At 39.8% G+C, this 20927-nt stretch carries 20 protein-coding genes and 1 pseudogene; 19 read left to right on the forward strand and 2 right to left on the reverse strand.

Annotation, left to right across the window (positions count from 1 at the left end; genetic code table 11):
• Positions 1 to 64 precede the first annotated feature (64 nt).
• Genes alaS through ACXACJ_RS06790 form a run of 3 tightly spaced genes read left to right on the forward strand, consistent with a single transcriptional unit; the run spans position 65 to position 5276 of the window.
• On the forward strand, positions 65 to 2695 hold the full coding sequence (gene alaS / locus ACXACJ_RS06780; protein WP_475133587.1) for an alanine--tRNA ligase: 2631 nt from the start codon (positions 65 to 67) through the stop codon (positions 2693 to 2695).
• A complete protein-coding gene (gatB, locus tag ACXACJ_RS06785) occupies positions 2688 to 4148 on the forward strand; it encodes an Asp-tRNA(Asn)/Glu-tRNA(Gln) amidotransferase subunit GatB (RefSeq protein WP_475133588.1) in 1461 nt (486 codons plus the stop codon). Before alaS ends, gatB begins: the two co-directional genes overlap by 8 nt.
• A gap of 3 nt (positions 4149 to 4151) precedes the next feature.
• A complete protein-coding gene (locus tag ACXACJ_RS06790) occupies positions 4152 to 5276 on the forward strand; it encodes a TlpA family protein disulfide reductase (protein ID WP_475133589.1) in 1125 nt (374 codons plus the stop codon).
• 78 nt (positions 5277 to 5354) lie between these two features.
• Here the strand turns inward: ACXACJ_RS06790 and ACXACJ_RS06795 are convergent, their stop codons facing one another.
• A complete protein-coding gene (locus ACXACJ_RS06795) occupies positions 5355 to 5984 on the reverse strand; it encodes a MarC family protein (RefSeq protein ID WP_475133590.1) in 630 nt (209 codons plus the stop codon).
• Between the two features lie 149 nt (positions 5985 to 6133).
• Between ACXACJ_RS06795 and ACXACJ_RS06800 the strand changes: the two genes are divergently transcribed.
• Genes ACXACJ_RS06800 through ACXACJ_RS06820 form a run of 5 tightly spaced genes read left to right on the forward strand, consistent with a single transcriptional unit; the run spans position 6134 to position 9405 of the window.
• Complete coding sequence (locus ACXACJ_RS06800) at positions 6134 to 6568, forward strand: thioredoxin family protein (RefSeq protein WP_475133591.1); 435 nt, start codon at positions 6134 to 6136, stop codon at positions 6566 to 6568.
• Positions 6565 to 7551, forward strand: coding sequence for an FAD:protein FMN transferase (locus tag ACXACJ_RS06805; RefSeq protein ID WP_475133592.1), 987 nt, complete (start codon positions 6565 to 6567; stop codon positions 7549 to 7551). Before ACXACJ_RS06800 ends, ACXACJ_RS06805 begins: the two co-directional genes overlap by 4 nt.
• Positions 7548 to 7769 carry a DUF4266 domain-containing protein gene (locus ACXACJ_RS06810; protein WP_475133593.1) on the forward strand — a complete coding sequence of 74 codons (222 nt, stop codon included), beginning with the start codon at positions 7548 to 7550 and terminating at the stop codon, positions 7767 to 7769. Before ACXACJ_RS06805 ends, ACXACJ_RS06810 begins: the two co-directional genes overlap by 4 nt.
• Positions 7769 to 8962: a DUF3570 domain-containing protein gene (locus tag ACXACJ_RS06815; RefSeq protein ID WP_475133594.1), complete on the forward strand. Its 1194-nt coding sequence runs from the start codon at positions 7769 to 7771 to the stop codon at positions 8960 to 8962. Before ACXACJ_RS06810 ends, ACXACJ_RS06815 begins: the two co-directional genes overlap by 1 nt.
• Positions 8963 to 8985: 23 nt before the next feature.
• A complete protein-coding gene (locus tag ACXACJ_RS06820; RefSeq protein WP_475133595.1) occupies positions 8986 to 9405 on the forward strand; it encodes a Rieske (2Fe-2S) protein in 420 nt (139 codons plus the stop codon).
• A 12-nt stretch (positions 9406 to 9417) separates the two neighbouring features.
• Here ACXACJ_RS06820 and ACXACJ_RS06825 read toward each other — a convergent pair whose 3' ends face one another.
• Positions 9418 to 10485, reverse strand: coding sequence for an AI-2E family transporter (locus ACXACJ_RS06825; protein WP_475133596.1), 1068 nt, complete (start codon positions 10483 to 10485; stop codon positions 9418 to 9420).
• Positions 10486 to 10607: 122 nt separating this feature from the next.
• Between ACXACJ_RS06825 and ACXACJ_RS06830 the strand changes: the two genes are divergently transcribed.
• The 11 genes and pseudogenes from ACXACJ_RS06830 to ACXACJ_RS06880 all read left to right on the forward strand — a co-directional run bounded on the left by ACXACJ_RS06830 (position 10608) and on the right by ACXACJ_RS06880 (position 20920).
• Positions 10608 to 11555 (forward strand): acetyl-CoA carboxylase carboxyltransferase subunit alpha, encoded by a 948-nt coding sequence (locus ACXACJ_RS06830; RefSeq protein ID WP_475133597.1) that lies wholly within the window; start codon positions 10608 to 10610, stop codon positions 11553 to 11555.
• Positions 11556 to 11683: 128 nt separating this feature from the next.
• On the forward strand, positions 11684 to 12358 hold the full coding sequence (locus ACXACJ_RS06835) for a DUF6090 family protein (RefSeq protein ID WP_475133598.1): 675 nt from the start codon (positions 11684 to 11686) through the stop codon (positions 12356 to 12358).
• Between the two features lie 64 nt (positions 12359 to 12422).
• Positions 12423 to 13271, forward strand: a complete 849-nt coding sequence (locus tag ACXACJ_RS06840; protein WP_475133599.1) for an MBL fold metallo-hydrolase — start codon at positions 12423 to 12425, stop codon at positions 13269 to 13271.
• A 1-nt stretch (position 13272) separates the two neighbouring features.
• Positions 13273 to 14076 carry a patatin-like phospholipase family protein gene (locus ACXACJ_RS06845; RefSeq protein WP_475133600.1) on the forward strand — a complete coding sequence of 268 codons (804 nt, stop codon included), beginning with the start codon at positions 13273 to 13275 and terminating at the stop codon, positions 14074 to 14076.
• A 6-nt stretch (positions 14077 to 14082) separates the two neighbouring features.
• Positions 14083 to 14646, forward strand: a complete 564-nt coding sequence (locus ACXACJ_RS06850) for a 1-acyl-sn-glycerol-3-phosphate acyltransferase (RefSeq protein WP_475133601.1) — start codon at positions 14083 to 14085, stop codon at positions 14644 to 14646.
• Positions 14647 to 14679: 33 nt separating this feature from the next.
• Positions 14680 to 15264, forward strand: a pseudogene (locus tag ACXACJ_RS06855) (riboflavin synthase).
• Complete coding sequence (locus ACXACJ_RS06860; RefSeq protein WP_475133602.1) at positions 15264 to 16346, forward strand: o-succinylbenzoate synthase; 1083 nt, start codon at positions 15264 to 15266, stop codon at positions 16344 to 16346. The pseudogene ACXACJ_RS06855 and the gene ACXACJ_RS06860 overlap by 1 nt, the downstream one beginning before the upstream one ends.
• A 133-nt stretch (positions 16347 to 16479) precedes the next feature.
• Complete coding sequence (locus ACXACJ_RS06865; protein WP_475133603.1) at positions 16480 to 16641, forward strand: DUF1328 domain-containing protein; 162 nt, start codon at positions 16480 to 16482, stop codon at positions 16639 to 16641.
• A 104-nt stretch (positions 16642 to 16745) separates the two neighbouring features.
• Positions 16746 to 17084, forward strand: coding sequence for a PadR family transcriptional regulator (locus tag ACXACJ_RS06870; RefSeq protein WP_475133604.1), 339 nt, complete (start codon positions 16746 to 16748; stop codon positions 17082 to 17084).
• The gene (locus tag ACXACJ_RS06875; RefSeq protein WP_475133605.1) at positions 17081 to 19690 is read left to right on the forward strand and encodes an ABC transporter permease; all 2610 of its coding nucleotides are present in this window, start codon (positions 17081 to 17083) and stop codon (positions 19688 to 19690) included. The genes ACXACJ_RS06870 and ACXACJ_RS06875 overlap by 4 nt, the downstream gene beginning before the upstream one ends.
• Positions 19691 to 19906: 216 nt before the next feature.
• Positions 19907 to 20920, forward strand: a complete 1014-nt coding sequence (locus ACXACJ_RS06880; protein WP_475133606.1) for a PepSY-like domain-containing protein — start codon at positions 19907 to 19909, stop codon at positions 20918 to 20920.
• Positions 20921 to 20927 lie beyond the last annotated feature (7 nt).

The following is a 20927-nucleotide window of genomic DNA, read 5'->3' on the forward strand; positions in this document are numbered from 1 at the left end:
CGCAAAGATTTTCAAAGGTACGAAAAATTTAAGCTTTAGCTTATACGCAAATAACTTAGACAAGATGCAGTCCAAAGAAATCAGATCAAAATTCATTGAATTTTTTAAATCGAAAGGCCACCATTTTGTGCCTTCAGCGCCATTAGTGCTTAAAAACGACCCTACGTTGATGTTTACCAATGCGGGGATGAACCAGTTTAAAGATCTTTTCTTGGGCAATAGCAAAGCCGATTATACACGAGCCACCAATAGCCAGAAATGTCTGCGCGTTTCAGGAAAGCATAACGACTTGGAAGAAGTGGGGATTGATACTTATCACCACACCATGTTCGAAATGTTAGGCAACTGGTCGTTTGGAGATTACTTTAAAAAAGAAGCCATTGACTGGGCGTGGGAATTACTCACTGATGTGTATGGTCTACCAAAGGACAGATTATATGTTTCTGTTTTTGAGGGAGATGAAGCGGAGAATTTAAAGTACGATCAAGAAGCTGCTGACTTCTGGAAAGCCCATGTAAGCGAAGACAGAATCATTGGCGGAAATAAGAAAGATAACTTCTGGGAAATGGGCGATACAGGGCCATGTGGACCTTGTTCTGAAATCCATATCGACCTTAGACCAGAAGACGAAGTTGCCAAAGTCTCGGGAAGAGATTTGGTGAATAATGACCACCCTCAAGTAGTTGAAATCTGGAACCTCGTTTTCATGCAATTCGATAGAAAGGCAGATGGAAGCTTGGTGAACTTACCTGCTCAACATATTGATACTGGGATGGGTTTTGAACGCCTTTCCATGGCACTTCAGAAGAAAGAATCAACTTATGATACCGATGTTTTCACACCATTGATTGAGTTTGTTTCTAAGCAATCAGGAGTGAAGTATGGAGAAAATGAGAAGACAGATATTGCGATTCGTGTTATCGTAGACCACATTCGTGCGATTTCTTTTGCCATTGCCGATGGCCAGTTGCCTTCAAACAATAAAGCAGGTTATGTAATTCGTAGAATTTTAAGAAGAGCAGTGCGCTATGGCTACACTTTCTTGAATCTGAAAGAGCCATTCTTATACGCATTACTTCCAGTTTTGGCGGAGCAGTTTACTGGTGTTTTCGATGAATTAGTAAGTCAACAAGAATTTGTCGCTAAGGTGATTAAGGAAGAAGAATCGTCTTTCTTAAGAACTTTGGAAAATGGTTTGAAAAAACTCGACCAAGTAAAATCAAACATGGTAGCTTCTGGAGAAACTGTGATTGATGGTCAAGTAGTTTTCGAACTTTACGATACTTATGGTTTCCCGGTGGATTTAACGGGATTGATTGCCAGAGAGAATGATTTGAGTATTGATGAAGCTGGTTTTAATGCCGCTATGGCTGAGCAAAAGCAGCGTTCAAAGGCCGATGCCGCTCAAGAGAAAGGAGACTGGATTATGGTAGCGGATGAAGAAACTTCTGAATTCGTTGGCTATGATCATAGTTCAACCCAAGCCAAAATCATCAAATACCGCGAGATTAAAGAGAAGAAGGGAACGATTTATCAGATTGTTCTCGATAAAACACCATTCTATGGCGAAAGTGGTGGTCAAGTAGGAGATAAGGGTATTCTGAAGAATGATTCAGAAACCATCAAAGTAATAGATACTCAAAAAGAGAATGATTTAATCGTTCACTTTACGGATAAAATTCCAGCTCAACCTGATGCTGAATTCACCGCAGAAATTAATGCAAACAGGAGAGAGTTGATCAAAAACAATCACTCCGCTACTCACCTTTTGCATTCTGCTTTAAGACAGGTTTTGGGAGATCATGTTCAGCAGAAGGGTTCATTGGTTTCTGATAATGTTTTGCGTTTCGACTTCTCTCATTTTGCCAAGGTTGAACCAGAGCAAATCGAGCAGATTGAGAAAATTGTCAATGATCATATTCGCCAAAATATTCAGCTGAACGAAAAAAGAAATGTTCCGATTGAAGAAGCCAAAAAGTTGGGTGCTACCGCTCTTTTTGGTGAAAAGTACGGAGAGTTTGTTCGTGTAATTACATTTGATCCTGAATACTCTGTAGAGCTTTGCGGAGGAACTCACGTGGCCGCAACAGGCCAAATCGGTTTATTGAAGATCGTTTCAGAAAGTGCCGTGGCTGCTGGTGTTAGAAGAATTGAAGGTTTAACTGGTCCGAAAGCATTCGAATACGTTAGCGGTCAAGATAAGCTTTTGCGGGAGGTTAAGGATTTATTGAAGAACCCGAAAGACCTTACAAAAGCCATTCAAAGTTTGATGGATGAAAGCAAAAAGCTTTCAAAAGAACTTGAAGTGCTTCATAATAAACAAGCAGGCCAGTTGAAAGAAGGTCTGTTGTCGAATGTTAGTCAAGAAAATGGACTGAATGTAATCATTCAAAAAGTGAGCTTGCCTAATGCCGATGCACTTAAGAAGATTTCTTTCGAACTGAGAAATGAAGTAGAAAACCTTTTCGCGGTTTTGGCTGCAGATATCAATGGAAGCCCTCAGATTTCAGTTGTGTTGACTGATGATGTTGTGGGCAAAGGATTGAATGCTGGTCAAATTGTTCGCGATTTGGCCAAGCACATCAAAGGAGGCGGGGGAGGTCAGCCTTTCTTCGCTACTGCTGGAGGAAAAGATGTTTCAGGTTTGGATCAGGTTGTTGCTGAAGCCAAAACAAAACTTGCTGACCTTGCATAGTATTCAAGATAGATTATATCAATCAGGTTATAAGGCTGTTATAGGTTTAGAGGTGCATGTTCAGTTGAATACTGAATCTAAGATTTTTGCCTCTGATCCTAACGATTTTGGTGGTGAACCTAACACCCATGTTAGCCCGATTTCTTTGGGACACCCAGGAACGTTGCCGGTTTTAAACGAGGCGGTTTTGGAAAAGGCCATCAAAATGGGATTGGCCTGCCATTGCGAAATTACCGAGTTGAACCACTTTGCCAGAAAGAATTATTTCTATCCAGATCTGCCGAAAGGGTACCAAACTACTCAAGATAAAACTCCGATTTGTGTAGGTGGACAGGTGGCCCTTGTGGGTGAAGATTTGCAAAAAGAATACGCTCAACTTCATCATATTCATTTAGAAGAAGATGCAGGAAAATCCATTCATGATGAGGGCCCCGATACGCTCATCGATTTAAATAGGGCAGGAACGCCTCTGATCGAAATCGTAACTGATCCTGATATGAGTTGGTCGGAGGAAGCGGCAGCTTTCCTACAAGAAATCCGAAGATTGGTTCGTTTTCTGGAAATCAGTGGTGGAAATATGGAAAATGGAGAGTTGCGTTGCGATGCCAATATTTCCATTATGCCTTTGAACGCAGATAAATTGGGGAACAAGGTGGAAGTCAAAAACATGAATTCCATCAACAATGTCAGAAAGGCAATCGATCACGAAATAGAAAGGCAGCTTGAGCTTGCTTTGAATGATGAAGAAATTGTGATAGAAACCAGAACTTTCGATCCTGATTCTGGAAAAACGGCAAGCATGCGTTTTAAAGAAACCATGAATGACTACCGCTATTTTCCTTGCCCTGATTTGCCTCCTGTAATCGTCAACGAAAGTGCGCTTTCTTCTATAAAGAATGAGATGCCCACTTTGCCAGAAGCGTATAGAGTAAAATTCATAACTGATTATGAATTAACGAATTACGATGCTTGGCTTTTGGCTGAAGAGAAAGAGATAGCGTATTATTTTGATACACTTTGTGGTTTAACCACTAACTATAAAGCGGCCGCAAATTGGTTGAATGGGCCATTAAAGGGACTTTTGAATGAAAGAAATTCTTCCATTGAAGAAATCAACCTTTCCCCTGAACGTTTGGCTGGTTTAATCAACTTGGTTGAAGAAAATAAAGTCAGTTTTTCAATGGCTTCGCAACGCATATTGCCTGCCATGTTAGACTCTGAAAAAACTGCGTCAACATTGGCAACAGAACTAAACCTGTTAATGGTTGGTGATGAAGATGAATTGTTGAACTTTGTGAAAGAAGTTTTACAGCAAATGCCCGATAAAGTGGCTGCTTATAAAAAAGGGAAAAAGGGTCTGTTGGGGCTCTTTATGGGAGAGGTAATGAAAAAGAGTTCTGGAAAAGCCGACCCACAAAAAGTGAAATCATTATTAGAGAAAGAACTTTCATAAATCATGACTAAAAATAGAAGTATTGTTTTTTTGCTGTTGGTAGTTTTTGCGGTTTGGGGCTGCGGTACTCCTGATGGTTCAGTAAAAATTTCGGGGAAAATTAATAACCCAATTCCTCAAGGTGAAATCATTCTTGAAAAGTTTGAAGTAGGCCAAACTACACATGTAGCAACAGTTTCTGCCGATGATGATGGCAAATTTGAAATTGTGACTCCAGTGGCCGAACCTGGTTTTTATCGAATCAATGTTTATGGTCAGCAATTCGAAATTCTTGTATTAGATGATGAAGATATTACGGTGAATGCCGATGGTCAAGGTGGTAATTTTATAGAAGCGAAAGGTTCTAAGGATATGACTTACTTGGCCGAAGTAATGGATTATTTGGGCGAATACTCAAAAGTAGTTCAAGACTTCAACCAAAAATATAAAACTGCACAACAGTCTGGCGATAACCTTAAAATGGAAGAGCTTACTGATGAAGGAATGGCTTTGGAAGCTCAAAAAGTAAATAAACTAAAGTCAATGGCTTGGGAAATGGAAGATTCCATTGTGCCAATTCTAATCACGGATTACTTCACCAATAAGGAAGAAGAGTATCCATTTTTGGACAGTTTAGGTACAAAATTGACCAAAGAATTGCCTGAATCTAGCCACGTGAAAATGTTTGTAGAGAACCTACCTTACTTTAAGCCAGCCGTAAGCATTGGCGAAGTTGCACCAGATTTCACGCTTCCAAAACCAGATGGCACTACTATGAGTTTTTCTGATTTAAGAGGAAAATACGTGCTACTAGACTTCTGGGCTGCGTGGTGTGGGCCTTGTCGTAAGGAGAATCCTAATGTAGTACGCATGTATAACGAGTACAACAAGGATGGTTTCGAAGTAATGAGTGTTTCGCTGGATAGAAGCAGAAACCAATGGTTAGCTGCCATTAAGGAAGATGGTTTGATTTGGCCAAATCACGTTTCTGATCTTAAATATTTCCAATCAGAAGCGGCTATTACGTACAAGGTAAATGCCATTCCATTCGCCCTTTTGCTCGACCCAGAAGGAAAAGTAATTGGTAAAAACCTGAGAGGAAGAAAGCTCGAAAGGAAACTTGAAAGCATTTTCAAAGGAGCGGAATAAGAGGGAGGTTTACATTAAACAGAAAGGGCATTCAATTTGATTTGAATGCCCTTTCTGTTTTTGTGGGAGTTTAATTGGTTAAATCCCTGTAAACTGTGGGTTGCCAGTAAAGAAATCTTTCAATCCTGAAAGAATACTTTGTACCGCATATGAGGCTAAAATCAGTCCCATAATTTTACTGATTACGGTAATTCCATATTCTCCAACTCTTTCTTGAACCAAACGAGCGGTGAGCAATAAAAGGCAGGTAAGAGCGATTACCACCAATACCAGAAAAGAAGTTATGGCCTGTTGCTGAATAGAGTAAACGTGGTTATCAGTCATCAATACAACTGCCATAATAGCTCCTGGCGATGCAATAGAAGGTATAGCCACGGGAAAAATGGTAACGTGCTTGTAATCTTTAATAAGGTGTTTTTCAGATTCAGGCTTTCCATCTCCGAAAATCATGGTAAGCGCAAACAGAAAAAGAATAACTCCGCCTGAGATTTGAAACGCATCTAGCGAGACTTGCATGCCTTCTAAAATCACCTGACCAATGATAATGAAGAACATAAGCACACAAAAAGCTACAATCGAAGCTCGCTTTGCTACTTTCTTTTTATGAGTAACATCAAGATGTTTAGTGGCTTCCAAATACACTGGAACAGAACCCAAAGGATCGATAACAGCAATAAGAAAGAGTAGTTTGGTAATGATTTCGGTCATAAAGTTTGGCGGATGAATTTCTTGTAAAGTTAGTAAAGTCAGTTCGGCTTTACTGCTGTGCCCTGAATAAATAGAATTTATAAATCTTTCAACTTTGGGGGTAGGGTGATGGTTACCGAATCGTATTGAGGCACATAAATCAGTGTGTCATGAAATACCTACTTATACTTGGAAGCTTCCTTTTCCATTTTCAAGCCGAACCTCATTGGACTTTTAATTTTGATAATGCTTTGCATAAAGCTTCAAAGTCAGATAAGATTGTTCTTCTCGTATTCTCTGGTTCAGATTGGTGCAAGCCCTGCATTCAACTTCATCAGCAACTCTTCGAAACGGAAGACTTTGTGGCTTTCGCTGAAGAAAGACTTGTTCTGGTGAAAGCCGATTTTCCTTATAAAAAGAAGAATCAACTTTCGGCTGAACAAACTGCTTTGAATGAAAAGCTAGCTGCAAAGTATAATTCTGATGGCGTTTTTCCCCTAGCTCTATTTATCGATGCTGAAGGAAAAGTGATTGGCAAATTTGGCTTTGATAAAACCAAAAGTGCTCAAGATTACATTTCCGAATTCAAAACCTTATTACCATGAAAAAAGCATTAGTGGTAATTGGGCTTTTGGTTTCTATGGTGTCTTATGCGCAGCAGCTTAAGCATCAAAAAGTACTTAAACTGATGGGGTCGAGGTTCGAGATCACGGCTATTGATCCCGATGTCGACAAGGCTTGGAAGGCCATTAATGCAGCCATTTTAGAAATTGATAGAATTGAAAAGTTGATTTCTTCTTGGGATCCATCTTCTCAAACGAGCGAAATCAACAGGCAAGCAGGCATTCAACCTGTTGTTGTTTCTGATGAACTTTTTCAACTGATCAAAAGGGGGCAGCAGATTTCAAAAATTACGGATGGCGCTTTTGATATGTCTTTCGCTTCCATGGATCGCATTTGGAAATTTGATGGATCGATGAAAAAGCTTCCAAGTCCTGAACTGGTAAAAACAGCCGCTTCAAAAATCAATTATGAAAACATCATTTTAAACGAAACTGAAAAGTCTGTTTTTCTAAAGGAAGAAGGAATGAAAATTGGCTTTGGTGCTATCGGAAAAGGGTATGCAGCGCAAAGGGCCAAAGAAAAAATGAAGGCATTGGGCATTCAAAATGGAGTTGTAAATGCAGCTGGTGACTTGATTGCTTGGGGAAAAGATGAAAAAGGAGAGCCCTTCAAAGTGGCTATCTCTGACCCAAAAGATAAGAACAAGGTGCTTTCGTGGCTTACCGTGGCCGATGGAGCCGTAGTTACTTCTGGCGATTACGAGCGCTTTGTTATGTTCGATGGTGTTCGTTATGCACACATCATTGACCCTCGAACTGGTTATCCCACCACGGGAATCAAAAGCGCTACAATCATCACTTCAAATCCAGAATTGGCCGATGCCTTAGCTACGAGTGTGTTTGTGTTGGGCGTAGAACGAGGACTATTCCTGATCAATCAGCTGAAAGGAGTGGAATGCCTGATTGTGACCGATCAAGACCAGATAAAAACTTCTGAAAACTTAGAACTGAATCAAAAGCTATGAAAAAAAGAACCATAATGGGATTGTTGATTTTAGTGGCAATGGCCACTGCTCAGTCCTGCACAAGTGTAAAGGCTTATCAAAAAGTGTATCTCAATGATCAGGAAATGGATTTGGCGGCACGTAAAATCGATTATTTCTGCATCAATTATCAGTCTTATAGAGAAGGAGCATCAGGTGCAAATGGTGGTAAAGTTGGGGGAGGATGCGGCTGCAATTGATGAGAAAGTTTCCTGTTATTATAGCCTTATTTGCTCTAGCGCAGCAACTGTCGGCTCAAAATACTCAAAAGGATACTACGGCTTTTGAGATAAAAAAACTGAAGGAATCAGATCTTTCTGTTCTCTTTAGTTATTATGCTCAGGATGGTAATAATTCACCTGTTACAGGTGGTATTGGTACGGAACAGCTCACGGATGTTACTTCAAAAGTGATTGTGAACATTCCGGTGAATGAAACCACGACCATAAGTTTTGATGGTGGCTTCGATTATTATTCCTCGGCTTCTACCGATAAAATTGATGCCTACGTTTCATCTGCTTCAAGCAGTGATGTTCGCGTTCATGGAAATTTCGGATGGAACAAATCCCCGAATCTTCAAACCACATACGGTTTTAAAGTTGGAGGCTCTAAGGAATACGATTATACCTCCTTTCAATTTTCAGGCTACATCAATCGAAGTTCTAAAGATGGAAATAGCAGCTTTGGTTTATCTGGCCAAGCATTTATCGATAAATGGGTGCTCATTTATCCAGCAGAGTTACGCAGCCAACAATGGGTAAATAGCGATCAGAGAAGGTCATATAGTGTTTCGGCCAGTTACTCTCAGGTAATTAATAAGAGAATGCAGGCCAGCGTTTCCGTAGATTTTGTGAGTCAATCAGGTTTGTTAAGCACTCCTTTTCACCGAGTCTACTTTTCTGATCAAGCAAGCCCGAAGGTTGAGAAACTACCTTTCAATAGAATCAAAATTCCGATTGGCTTTCGATTGAATTATTATGCCAGCGATCTCTTTTTGTTCAGAGCATATTACCGATATTATTGGGATGATTGGGGTGTTGAATCGCACACCGCCTCTTTAGAAATTCCGGTTAAAATCAACCGCTTCTTCTCTGTTTATCCTTTCTACAGATACCACACACAAGCTGCTGCCAACTACTTTGGCGCTTACGGAACCCATATTACAACGGACCAATATTACACTTCGGATTATGATTTATCAGCTTTGGAAAGCCATAATTATGGTTTAGGAATTCGCTACAGTCCGGCTAATGGAATCAAAACTTACAAGAATGTAGGGAAGAAAAATCGAACAGTGGTTTGGAAGGAAATTGACTTCAAATATGGTCACTATACCCGATCTCCGAGTTTGAGTGCTAATATTTTCAGCCTTGGAGTCAACTTTAGTTTTTAAGTGAAAATTTAAAATTGTTGAAAATGAACCGATCAGAATTCTTAAAGCAATTGGGAGCTGGAGCCGCTTTTGCATTGACAGCAACTTGCTTGGGCGGATGCGCCACCGATAACGTTACGCCAGATCAAAGCGCTCAAAATGTAGATTTTACACTGGATTTAACAGAAACTTCCAATGCCAACTTACTTCAAGATGGAGGCTACATTGTTGTAAATAACCAAGTGGTGGTGGGCAGAACCACAAGTGGAAGTTATGTAGCGGCAACTCGATTGTGCTCACATGAAGCTAGGAAACTGATTAGGTTACGAAACGATGAATGGTATTGCACTGAACATGGTGCGCGATTTTCTCTTTCTGGTTCTGGCTTAAACAGTGATGCCCGAAATGGCTTAACTATCTATAATGTAGATCAAGACGGAGATTTTCTACATGTTTACGCATAAGTTAAAGAGTTTTTACTCTTTAACTTGGCTTCGTCCCATGAGCTTTACAATCATATCTGCATCTGGAATTTGAGCCAGGATTACACGTGCTAGAACGATCAAAGGTACAGAAAGCAACATACCGGCAACGCCCCAAATATAGCCCCAAACTACAAGGCCTAGAATTACGGTAACCGTATTCAATGCTAATGAAGAACCCATCATAAAAGGTTCTACCACGTTGCCCCAAACAAACTGGGTGGCAATAAGTAGTACAATAAAGAAAATGTAACTTCCTGTACTATCAATTTGAATAAGCCCAAGTAAAATAGGAGGTATGGTAGCGGTAATAGAACCTACCGTGGGTATAAAATTGAGCATAAAAGCAAAGAAACCCCAGAAAAGAACGAAATCGATACCGAACAGCCAACAGATGAGTGAGAAGAAAAGCCCTGTACACAAACTGGTGAAAAATTTCACTTTCATATAACTTCCAATGGCATCTTTAACCTCAATAAAGGCTTTGGTTAATCTTTGTTTTCCAATATCATCATCGCCTTCTAAATAGTTGATGTATTTTTCATAGCGAACAATACTGCCCAAAACAGCTACTAAATAGATAGCGGAAAGAATAAAATTGAAAGTGAAGGTACCCACTTGGCTGGCCAATTGACCAGAAGTGTTCAGCATAGCTTCAGCAGAAAGAATGCTGGAGAAAGTTTCTTTGAAATCTCTTTCTTTAAGGCTGTCGAAACCTGGAATGCCTTCAAATTGAACAACTAGGCTGTTTACTCGGTTTCCTATTTGTTCAAGGAGTTTATCTTTTTGATCGACAATTTGAGAACCCGTGTCGATAACGATAAGGGTAATCAGAAATATAAAACCGATTGATATTACCGTTATCACTACAATGCTGAGCATGTAGGGCCAGTTCTTTCGATCTAAATAAGCGATAACAGGTTGTAAAAGAATTCCGGTAAATAGGGCGAAAGCCAAAGGAATAAGCAAACCTGCCAACTCTTTAATCACCATCACAATAACGATGGCCATAAAAAAGAGTAGAATATTTTTGATTGTGGCAAGATGATTAGTCGCAAGCATGGTCAAAGATTTAGCTGAAATTAGTCAAAAATGAAGAAATCGAGAGTGTCGGACGAAAAATTACCTTTTAACAAGGTGGCTTAGCGATAAATATTAATTTTGTACCTTCAATCTTTAATTCAATGCTTTTGGAATTCGAACAACCAATTGTAAATCTAGAAGAGAAGCTGGCTGAAATGAAACAGTTGGCTGAAAACAGTAAGGTAGATGTGAGCGATGACATTAAGAGTTTGGAAAAGAAAATCCAAACCCTGAAAGAGGAAACCTATAAAAACCTTACCCGCTGGCAAAAAGTACAACTTTCCCGCCATCCTGAAAGACCTTATACCCTTGATTATATTTATAGTATCACCGATGATTTTATCGAGCTTTTTGGCGATAGAACGGTGAAGGATGATAAGGCTATGGTAGGCGGACTGGGTACTGTAAATGGCCAGACCGTAATGTTTATTGGGCAGCAGAAGGGTAGAAACACCAAGCAGCGCCAAATGAGAAACTTTGGAATGGCTAATCCTGAAGGTTACAGAAAAGCTTTGAGGCTTATGAAAATGGCCGAAAAGTTCAATGTGCCTATCGTTACGCTAATTGACACTCCTGGTGCTTATCCTGGTTTTGAAGCAGAAGAACGCGGACAAGGCGAAGCAATCGCACGCAATATTCGCGATATGTTCATGCTTAAAGTGCCTGTAATCTGTATCATTATAGGTGAAGGTGCTTCAGGTGGAGCCTTGGGAATTGCCATTGGCGACAGGGTTTTAATGTTGGAAAACACATGGTATTCTGTGATTTCTCCTGAATCTTGCTCTTCAATTCTTTGGAGAAGCTGGGATTACAAGGAGCAAGCAGCAGAGGCTTTAAAGCTTACTGCAGACGACATGAAAGGCTTCGGTCTTATTGATGGTATTATCAGTGAACCATTAGGTGGTGCGCATCGCGATATCAAATGGATGTGCAATGAGCTGAAAAATACCATTTTGAAAGAACTAGAGCCTCTTTTAGCACAAGATGCAACGGAAAGAATCAACAACAGAATCGAGAAATTCTCTGGAATGGGAGAAGTAATCGAATAAGTTGATTTTTGATATAAGAATTTAAGACCACAAGGCACTGCTTTGTGGTCTTTTTGTTTTTGACTATTTTCCGTAAGGTAAAAGCCATGATTGCTTAAAACCGAATTCAACCATCAACACTTTTTAAAATGGCTTCAGGACGTAAAACCCAATGGAAAAACTATTTTTTGGAACTTTTGGTAGTGGTCATCGGTATCAGTATAGCTTTTGGCTTAGAAAGATGGGGCGAAAATCAAAGAGATAGAGATACGGAACGCAACTATCTGGAATCATTGAAGAAAGACCTTACCGAAGACATCAAAAGTATGGGAGTTATCATCGATTCTTCCAAAGTACTGAGGGATAATAGTTATGCTTTGTTCGGTTTTATTTATGGCGCCTTGCCTATTGATAGTTTGAAAAAAGATTACATAACCAGTACTTATACAGCTCCTTATTTCAATCCTAATGATGGTACTTTTCATTCACTAGTAAACTCAGGCTCTCTTGGGCTTATCGAAAATTATGAGATCAGATCTGCATTAACCGATTTATATAATGTGGATTATGATGAAATTCAATTCATAGACGACTTTTTAAAAGAACTAACCAGCAATCAGATTTATCCATATATGTTGGAGAATATTCGGTTTAGGATGGGAGATGGCGGAGTTGATAATATTGAACCTCTAAAAACAAACCTCGCCATAAACCTTATTGGCAGCTATTGGAATTTTATGAGAAAACGTATTTCGATCTACGAAACTGTAAAGTCGAATTCTACTGCATTAAGAGATTCTATTGCCAGCGAGTTGAAACGCTAAGCTTCTCTTTGGAAAACTCAGCTTTACAAGTTCTACCTTCGAGCCGATTCGTTAAATTGCATGCATGCAATTACACATAATCAACACAGGATTTTTTAAACTCGATGGTGGAGCAATGTTTGGAGTGGTGCCAAAATCCCTTTGGTCTAGAACAAACCCAGCTGATGAAAATAACCTCTGTACTTGGGCCATGCGTTGTCTTTTGATAGAAGATGGCGATCGTTTGATTTTAATTGATAATGGTATTGGCAATAAACAAGACGCTAAATTCTTCAGTCACTATTATTTACATGGAGAAGACAGCTTGGATGGTTCATTGAAGAAGGCAGGTTTTTCTCCTGATGAGATAACAGATATGTTCTTGACTTACCTTCATTTCGATCATTGTGGCGGTGGTGTAGATTATGTAGGCGAGGATAAAGAAAAGTTGAACCTTCATTTTCCTAATGCAAAATATTGGAGCAATCAAGATCATTGGCAATGGGCGACTGTTCCGAACGCGAGAGAAAAGGCTTCGTTCCTAAAAGAAAATATTCTACCGATGGAACAGAGTGGACATCTGAATTTTGTTCCTTTAAACGGTTCTTCGCCTTTTGAACAATTCGAAATTCTGACGGCCGATGGTCATACGGATAAACAGATGCTCCCTAAAATTAAGTATAAGGATAAAACCATCGTGTTTATGGCCGATTTGCTTCCTTCAACCGGGCACATTCCTTTGCCTTATGTGATGGGCTATGATACTCGACCTTTATTAACCCTTTCGGAAAAGGAGAAATTTTTGAAAGAAGCGGCTGAAAATGAATACATACTTTTTCTTGAACATGATGCGCAAAACGAGTGTTGCACAGTGAAACAGACAGAAAAGGGAGTAAGGTTGGATAGAACTTTTCCTTTGTCAGAAATTCTTTAAAATGAAAGTAGGAATTGCTTTGTCGGGTGGGGGAGCCCGAGGATTTGCACACCTTGGCGTATTGCAGGCGCTTGACGAAATCGGAATCAAAATTGATGAAATTTCGGGCACAAGCGCTGGCTCCATAGCAGGTGCTTTTTATGCTCATGGCTATTCTCCTACAGAATCGTTAGACATCATTTCGAAAACCAACCTCTTCAAAATTATTTGGCCTGCTTGGAGCTTTTCGGGCTTGTTGAATATGAGCAAGAGCGAAGAAGTTTTCAATACGTATTTGGATGGTGAGACTTTCGACAATGCTAAAATCCCATTGAAAATCATCGCAACAGATTTGAATGAAGGTTCTAAGCATGTGTTTTCAGAAGGCCCATTGGTAAAGGCCATGATGGCTTCAAGCTGCATTCCTTTCATCTTCGATCCCGTGAAAATTGGTGACCACTTATATGTTGATGGTGGAATTGTAAACAACATGCCTACAGAAGTGCTCCGCGAAAGTTGCGATGTAGTAATTGGCGTCAATGTAGCTCCTATTATTAAGGAAGAAGAATTGAGCGGAGCTAAGCGAATTTTTGAGCGTATTTCCATGGTAAGCATCAGTGCGAATGTGGCCATTAGCAAGCTTTCGTGCGATTTATTGATAGAGCCCAAAGCCTTGCGCCAATACGGAACCTTCGATATAAAAAAGGCAAACGAGATTTATGAAATCGGTTATGAATCGACACATCGTATGTTCGAAGAAAAGCAAAGTCCAGCAGTAGAATTACTATTGGACGCTATCAGTCAAAACTCAAACGAAATATCTTAAGGCCTCATGATGAAATTATTGTCCAGATTTTGGTTCTGGATTACAGGTTGGAAAATTGAAGGTGAATTTCCAAAGGGCATAAAAAAAATTGTCATTACGGCTGCTCCTCACACCAGCAACTGGGATTTTGTACACGCTCGAGCAGCTTTTTATATCCTCGATGTTCCATTGAGTTATACCATTAAAAAGGAACTGCTTATTGGTCCGCTGGGTTGGATACTCAGGCGAATGGGAGCCATTGCCATTGATCGTTCTCCCAAGAAAAAAGGAGATGCGCGTAGAAGCACAGTGGATGCCATGGCCGAACTTTTCGATCAATATGAAACCTTAGCGGTGATGGTTACCCCGGAAGGAACCCGAAAGTATAGGGAAGATTGGAAAACAGGATTTTATTATACGGCCATCAAAGCAAACGTTCCCATTGTAATGGGATTCTTAGATTATAAGAATAAGATTGCCGGTATGGGCCCAATGTTTATGCCTTCTGGCGATGTAGAAGCTGATATTGAAAAAATGAAAGCCTTCTATCGAACCAAAACAGGCAAATATCCTGAGCAAGGAGTTAAGTAAGGCATGTTAAATTTGAATCAGAAAATCACAGATATGTTTACCGGAATTATTGAGGCTACCGGCAAAATTAAGAAGGTAGAAAAGGAAGGAACCAACGTTCATTTTACCGTAAGTAGCACCATCAGCAAAGAGCTTAAAATTGATCAGAGTGTATCGCATAATGGCGTTTGTCTCACTGTGGTGCAGCTTGGCGATGATGAACATGTAGTTACCGCTATTGATGAAACGCTTCAAAAAACTAATCTTGGAGATTGGAGCGAAGGCCGATTGGTAAACTTAGAGCGTTGCATGATTGCCAACGGGCGTTTTGATGGGCACGTAGTTCAAGGCCATGTGGATCAGATTGGAACGGTGACTTAAGTTAAAGAACAGGACGGAAGCTGGCTTTTTGATTTCGAATACGACCCTGCATTGGGCAATGTAACCGTAGAAAAGGGTTCCATATGCGTAAATGGAACAAGCCTGACCTGTTTCAATTCAGAAGAAGGGAAATTTCGTGTGGCAATCATTCCATATACCTATGAACATACGAGTTTTAACCAGTTGAAGGTAGGGGATAAGGTGAATTTGGAATTCGATATCATTGGCAAATACGTTAAGCGACTTTTGGGTAAATAATGAAGGTCGAGTTTAAGGTAATTCCGCATGTTTTAAGATTTCGATTCGAAGCTGGTACTTCGCGAGGCAGTTTCACAGAGAAAGAAACTTGGTTTATTAAGGCATGGAAAAAGGGACAATCTTCCATTGAAGGTTGGGGAGAAGCCAGTCCGCTGAAAGGGCTCAGCATTGATTATAGCGAAACCTATGAAGATCAACTGAGAAGAGTTTTAGACCAACTTTCCGCATTGGATTTTCCTGAATCGGAAGAAGAGCTTTTGAACTTTATTAAGTTGAATGTTCCTTCTGAACTTCCTTCAGTAAGGTTTGGAATTGAAACTGCCTTACTCGATTTACTCAACGGAGGCAAAAGGGTGCTTTTTCAAAATGATTTTGCGGAAGGAAAATACCGAATACCCATCAATGGTTTGATTTGGATGGGAGATCGGACTTTCATGCAAAAGCAAATCGATGAGAAACTCAAACAAGGCTTTAATACCATAAAGCTGAAAATTGGTGCCATCGATTTTCAAACCGAAATAGAATTGCTGGAGGGAATTCGTGCTCAATATTCCGCTCAGGACATTACGCTTCGTGTAGATGCCAATGGCGCTTTTTTTCCCGAAGAAGCTCTGGATAAGTTAGAGCAATTGGCTTCTCTAGAAATTCATTCCATTGAGCAACCGATTAAGCAAGGTCAAAGACAAAGTATGGCTCATTTATGTGCAGAAACTCTATTAGATATTGCCTTAGATGAAGAGCTTATCGGTATTCATGAAGCTTCTGAAAAGAGAGATTTGTTGGCGCAAATAAAGCCGAAGTACATCATTTTAAAGCCTTCCTTAGTAGGTGGAATTCTTTCATGTAAAGAATGGATTAACATTGCTGAGGAAATGGAAATTGGCTGGTGGATGACCTCCATGTTAGAGGCTAACGTGGGCCTGAATGCGATTTCTCAATTTACGTCTACCTATCAACCAAATTTACCCCAAGGATTAGGAACAGGCCAATTGTACCATAATAATATCGATTCGCCTTTAGAAATTAGGAGAGGGGAATTGCTCTATAATGTGCCAAAAGGCTGGGGAGAAATCGAGCTCTGAAGGATTTTTACTTAGCCATTTTTCCCCATTTTGTTGCTTTGTTTCTACGGTTTCAGTTGCGTTTTCTTGTGTGGAGTAATGAATTCCACATGGCATAATTTTCAAGGTAAGTGAGGAAAAACACTTTGAAAATATGATACGCTGGACACTAACCTTTTTTGCTTTGGCTGTAATTGCAGCTGTTTTTGCCTTTGTGATATTGGCCGTAAAAATTGCGATTTATATCTTCTATTTCTTTCTAGCACTGTTTGTTATTTCTGCAGTCATTCACCTCTTCCGAAAGATTACCACATAAAAATACATTTCTTTTCAGAGTGGGTTAATACTTTGTTTCATTAAAACTGCAATTGCGAATAAAATAGTTTTATCTATATTTACGGCAATTACGAATAATATAAAATGAAGAAGACGAAACTTGGTGAGTTTGAAGAACTTGTTCTCTTAACGGTTTTGGTGTTAGAGCAAGATGCGTATGGCGTAGAGATAAAGCGTGAACTGGAAGAAAGATTGAAAGAATCTTTAAGCGTTGGCTCTGTTCAATCTGCCTTAAAGCGTTTGGAGGAAAAGGGCTATCTGGATTCGCTTTTTGGTGAAGCTACTCAGAAAAGAGGAGGCAAAAGAAAGCGTATTTATTCGGTAACAGCTTCTGGTAAAAATGTGCTCAGCGAAATGAAAGACATTCGTTCGCAACTTTGGAGCGCTATTCCAAATGCATCTTTGAATTTCACTTATCTATGAATTCTAAAGCGTCTGTTTCTCCACCAAAATGGCCGCTGAAACTCCTCAAGCAAGTAGTAAAGCCAAGTTATTTGGAAGAAATAGAAGGGGATATGGAGGAAATCTTCTACGATTACCTCGAAGGTCACAGTCCCTCACAAGCCAGGAGACATTACATTTTTGAAACACTCAAATTATTAAGGCCAAACCTGCTTCGTAGGTTTTCAGGCACTTATCAACTCAATTTTTATGGCATGTTCAAATTATTGGTCAAAACTTCAATTAGAAATTATTTTAAACATCGTATGGTCGCCACTATGAGCTTGCTCACGTTGGTTTTTGGTACGGTGTGTTTTCAGTTGATCTACGCTTGGATTCAAAATGAAAAGTCAATGGATCAATTCCATGGTAATTCCAATCGAATTCATATTGCGGTAGCTCGATTGAACCCAAAAGCAGAGCTAACGCCTTTGCATGTGCAACGGATTTTTGGTTTGGATTACGGACAGTTTCCGCAAATTCAAAAGAGCCTCACCATCCATACCTATGGCAAGGATGAAATCAAAATGATCAAGAATAAAGTGGCTTATGGGGGCAAGGCTTTGATTGCGGACAGCACCTTTTTCGACTTTTTCGATTTCAAGTTGCTACAAGGAGATAAACATGTTTTAGAAGATCCGTCAAGTGTTGTGTTGAGCAAAACTTTTGCGGATAAACTATTTCCTGAAGGAGATGCCATTGGCAAATTGGTAGAAATTCGCTGCGACCAAACGGGAACGTATAAAGTAGGAGCTATTACAAAAAAGATCCCTTCAAATAGCTCAATTGGCTTTGACTTTATTGTGCCTCGCCAGTCTAAAAATATGTGGCGAAGAATGCCGCAAGACTTAATTTTGGTGAGTGAAAACTTCGATAGAGAAGTTTTTAACCAACAAATTGCAGCTGTTGGTCGTCAAAATGAACGTTTTCCAGAAAGCGAGATTTCCACCATTCCTTTAAATACAGTTTACAAGCAACAACCTTTCCACATCTCACTTTTCGATAAGTACGGAGATCAATCTAACTTTCAAACTATGGAGATTGTGGCTGTGGTTATTTTCTTAATCACGCTCATCAGTTTTGTCAATTTGCAATCCACTTTACAGCTTACTTTGGCCAAGAAAATTGGAGTGAAACAAATGATTGGTGCCAACCGTTTCGACTTAGGTTTTGAAATTATTGTCAGTCGCTTGTTCTATTTGCTAATAGCAACAACTGCAGCTTTTGGTTTATATCAGCTGGTTTTCCCTAAATATATATCTACTCTAAATCTTGATATAGATGCCCAACCATGGACTGACCTAACTGATATCTTTATTTCAATTAGCCTGATTATTTCCGTTTCTATCATTGTTGCTCTGGTTCAAACGTATCGTATTAAAACAATGCAGGCCATTTCGGGTCAGACTAGCTTACTTAAAATTCCTCGTTCGCAGAGATTTTTGACAACCCTTCAGTATAGCGTTACCATTTTGCTGCTTGTATCCACTTCAGTGGTGTTTTTGCAAGTGCGCTATATGCTGAATATGGATACGGGACTTAATCAGTCTAATATTCTGAAAACGGACTTTTTCGAACTTATGCCCACTGGTTCTCAAGATAGTTTGGAGCAGTTGAGAATGACAAATCAGTATAAATATGTAATGGGCCAAATTGAGAAGAATCCTAATGTTGTGGCTCTTTCTCAAGGTGCTATGCCTATCGATTTGGCTTTTCCTAGTTCATGGAAAATAGTTGGAGGATCGAATGAATACAGTTCCATTAATACAATGCCTGTGGACCCTGAATATGCAGAACTGTTCGGTATAGAATTGCTTCAAGGAAGGTTTTTTGCTGATTCCTTAGAAACGAATGGTGACCAGAAATTGGTGATTAACGAAGCTGCAATGAAATTTTTGGGTATTGAGGATATTAATTCTACAAAGCTTACCACAAACATGCGATCGGCCCAGCAACTGAATTTTGACATTGTAGGCGTGGTGAAAGATTACCATTATGAGCACCTTTCTCAAAAAATCAGACCACTGATTTTGTCATACTATACCAATATGGATTCCGATATTTTGGTGAGGTATAAGCAAGGTTCCGAAGCAGAAGTAGTGAGTGATCTTGAAAACCTTTATGCTGAAGTGAACCCTGGTGGTTTCTTTACTTATTCTACTATGGAGTTGAAGATTGATGCACAATACGAAAAGGAAGAACGCATGGGGAAGATTTACTTGGCATTGAGTGTAGTTGCGCTTCTTTTATCTTCAATTGGCTTGTTTACATTTGCCTTTCATGAAACCAAAAGAAGAACCAAAGAGATTGGAATTCGAAAGGTAAATGGCGCTAGAGTACAGAGCATTTTCTGGTTATTGAGCAGTTCATTTCTCAAATCGATTATCGTGGCTTTCGTTTTGGCTTGCCCAGTAGCTTGGTATTTTATGAAGGAATGGTTGACCAATTTTGCCAATCGAATTCATATAAGCTGGTGGATTTTCGCTTCGGTTGGTTTAACGGTAGCCATAGTGGCGCTTATTGCTGTCAGTTTTCAAACCATCAAATCTGCCCGTCTAAACCCGGTAGATTCATTGCGATACGAATAATTTTCGGGGAGAACTGAAGTCATTTTGGTTCTCCCTTTCAATTCCAATACACCCCGTTTCAACAATTTTCTAAAAGAGGGTAGGGTAACTTCTTACCAATCGTATTTAGGTCTGATTTTAATGGTACCAACTTTCGATCGAGCCATTTCTATCACTTCTTAACCTAAGAATACAGCAGATTTTTTTGACAAGTATTCCAACGCAAATTTTAGAAAAATGAAAAAAGTAAGAAACCTAGTTGTATTGTTTATTTCCGCGCTTACCGTAGGGCTAATGTCCTGTACTGAAGCAGTTTCACCCGATGCTGTAGATGAAGCTTCTGCGGCATTAAGCCTCGATTATCCGAGCGAAACCGACACTCAAAATTGGGATGGAGTAGCCTCAGAATCGCTGCCACAGTCGGTGATAGACTACATTGCTGAAAACTATCCGGATGCTACTATTGAAGAATCATGGTTTACTGATGAAAGCGAATATGTGGTGAAGCTCACTGGGCACACAGTGCTTGTGTTCGATGCCTCTGGAGAATTCGTTGAAGAAGTTGAAAGAGGTAAGGGCAGAGGTAAAGGCCACCACGAAGAAAAAGGAGATACAATTGCCATTGAGGATTTATCGCAGGCTATTAAAGATTACATCGCTACCAATTATGCTGATGATGCGATTGAAAGCGCCAGAATTCACGAAGATGAAACTCATGTAAGATTGGAAAGTGGAATTGTAGTTGTTTTTGATGCAGATGACAACTTTGTGGAAGAAAAGGAGCCAAGAGAAGGTGATGATAAAGAACACAAAGGTTCTGATCATGAAAAAAGAAGACCTTTTGATGATTGGACACAAATCGAAATTGCAGATTTACCAGCGTCTGTTACTGATTATATTTCTTCGAATTACCCTGACGCAACCATAGAATTGGCCGCTACCAGTGAAGATGGAGAGTATGGAGTTTTGCTTGATTCTCATGTAGCTTTGGTATTCGATGCCAGCGGAACGTTTGTAGAATCTCATGAGCCTAAGGAAGGCGAGGGGCCACGCGAAGATTGCAAAGATGTAGCGGAAAGCGATCTGCCAAGCACTATTACTGCGTATATATCAGAGAATCATCCAGACGCGGCAATCGAGAAAGCTCACTACCACGAAGGTAGAGGTGAATACAAAGTAGAGTTGACCAATAATTTGGTTCTGGTTTTTGATAAAGATGGGAACTTTGTGAAAGAAGAAAATGAGGGGTAGGTTCCCT

The organism is Roseivirga sp. AWQ4_251 (assembly GCF_056158225.1).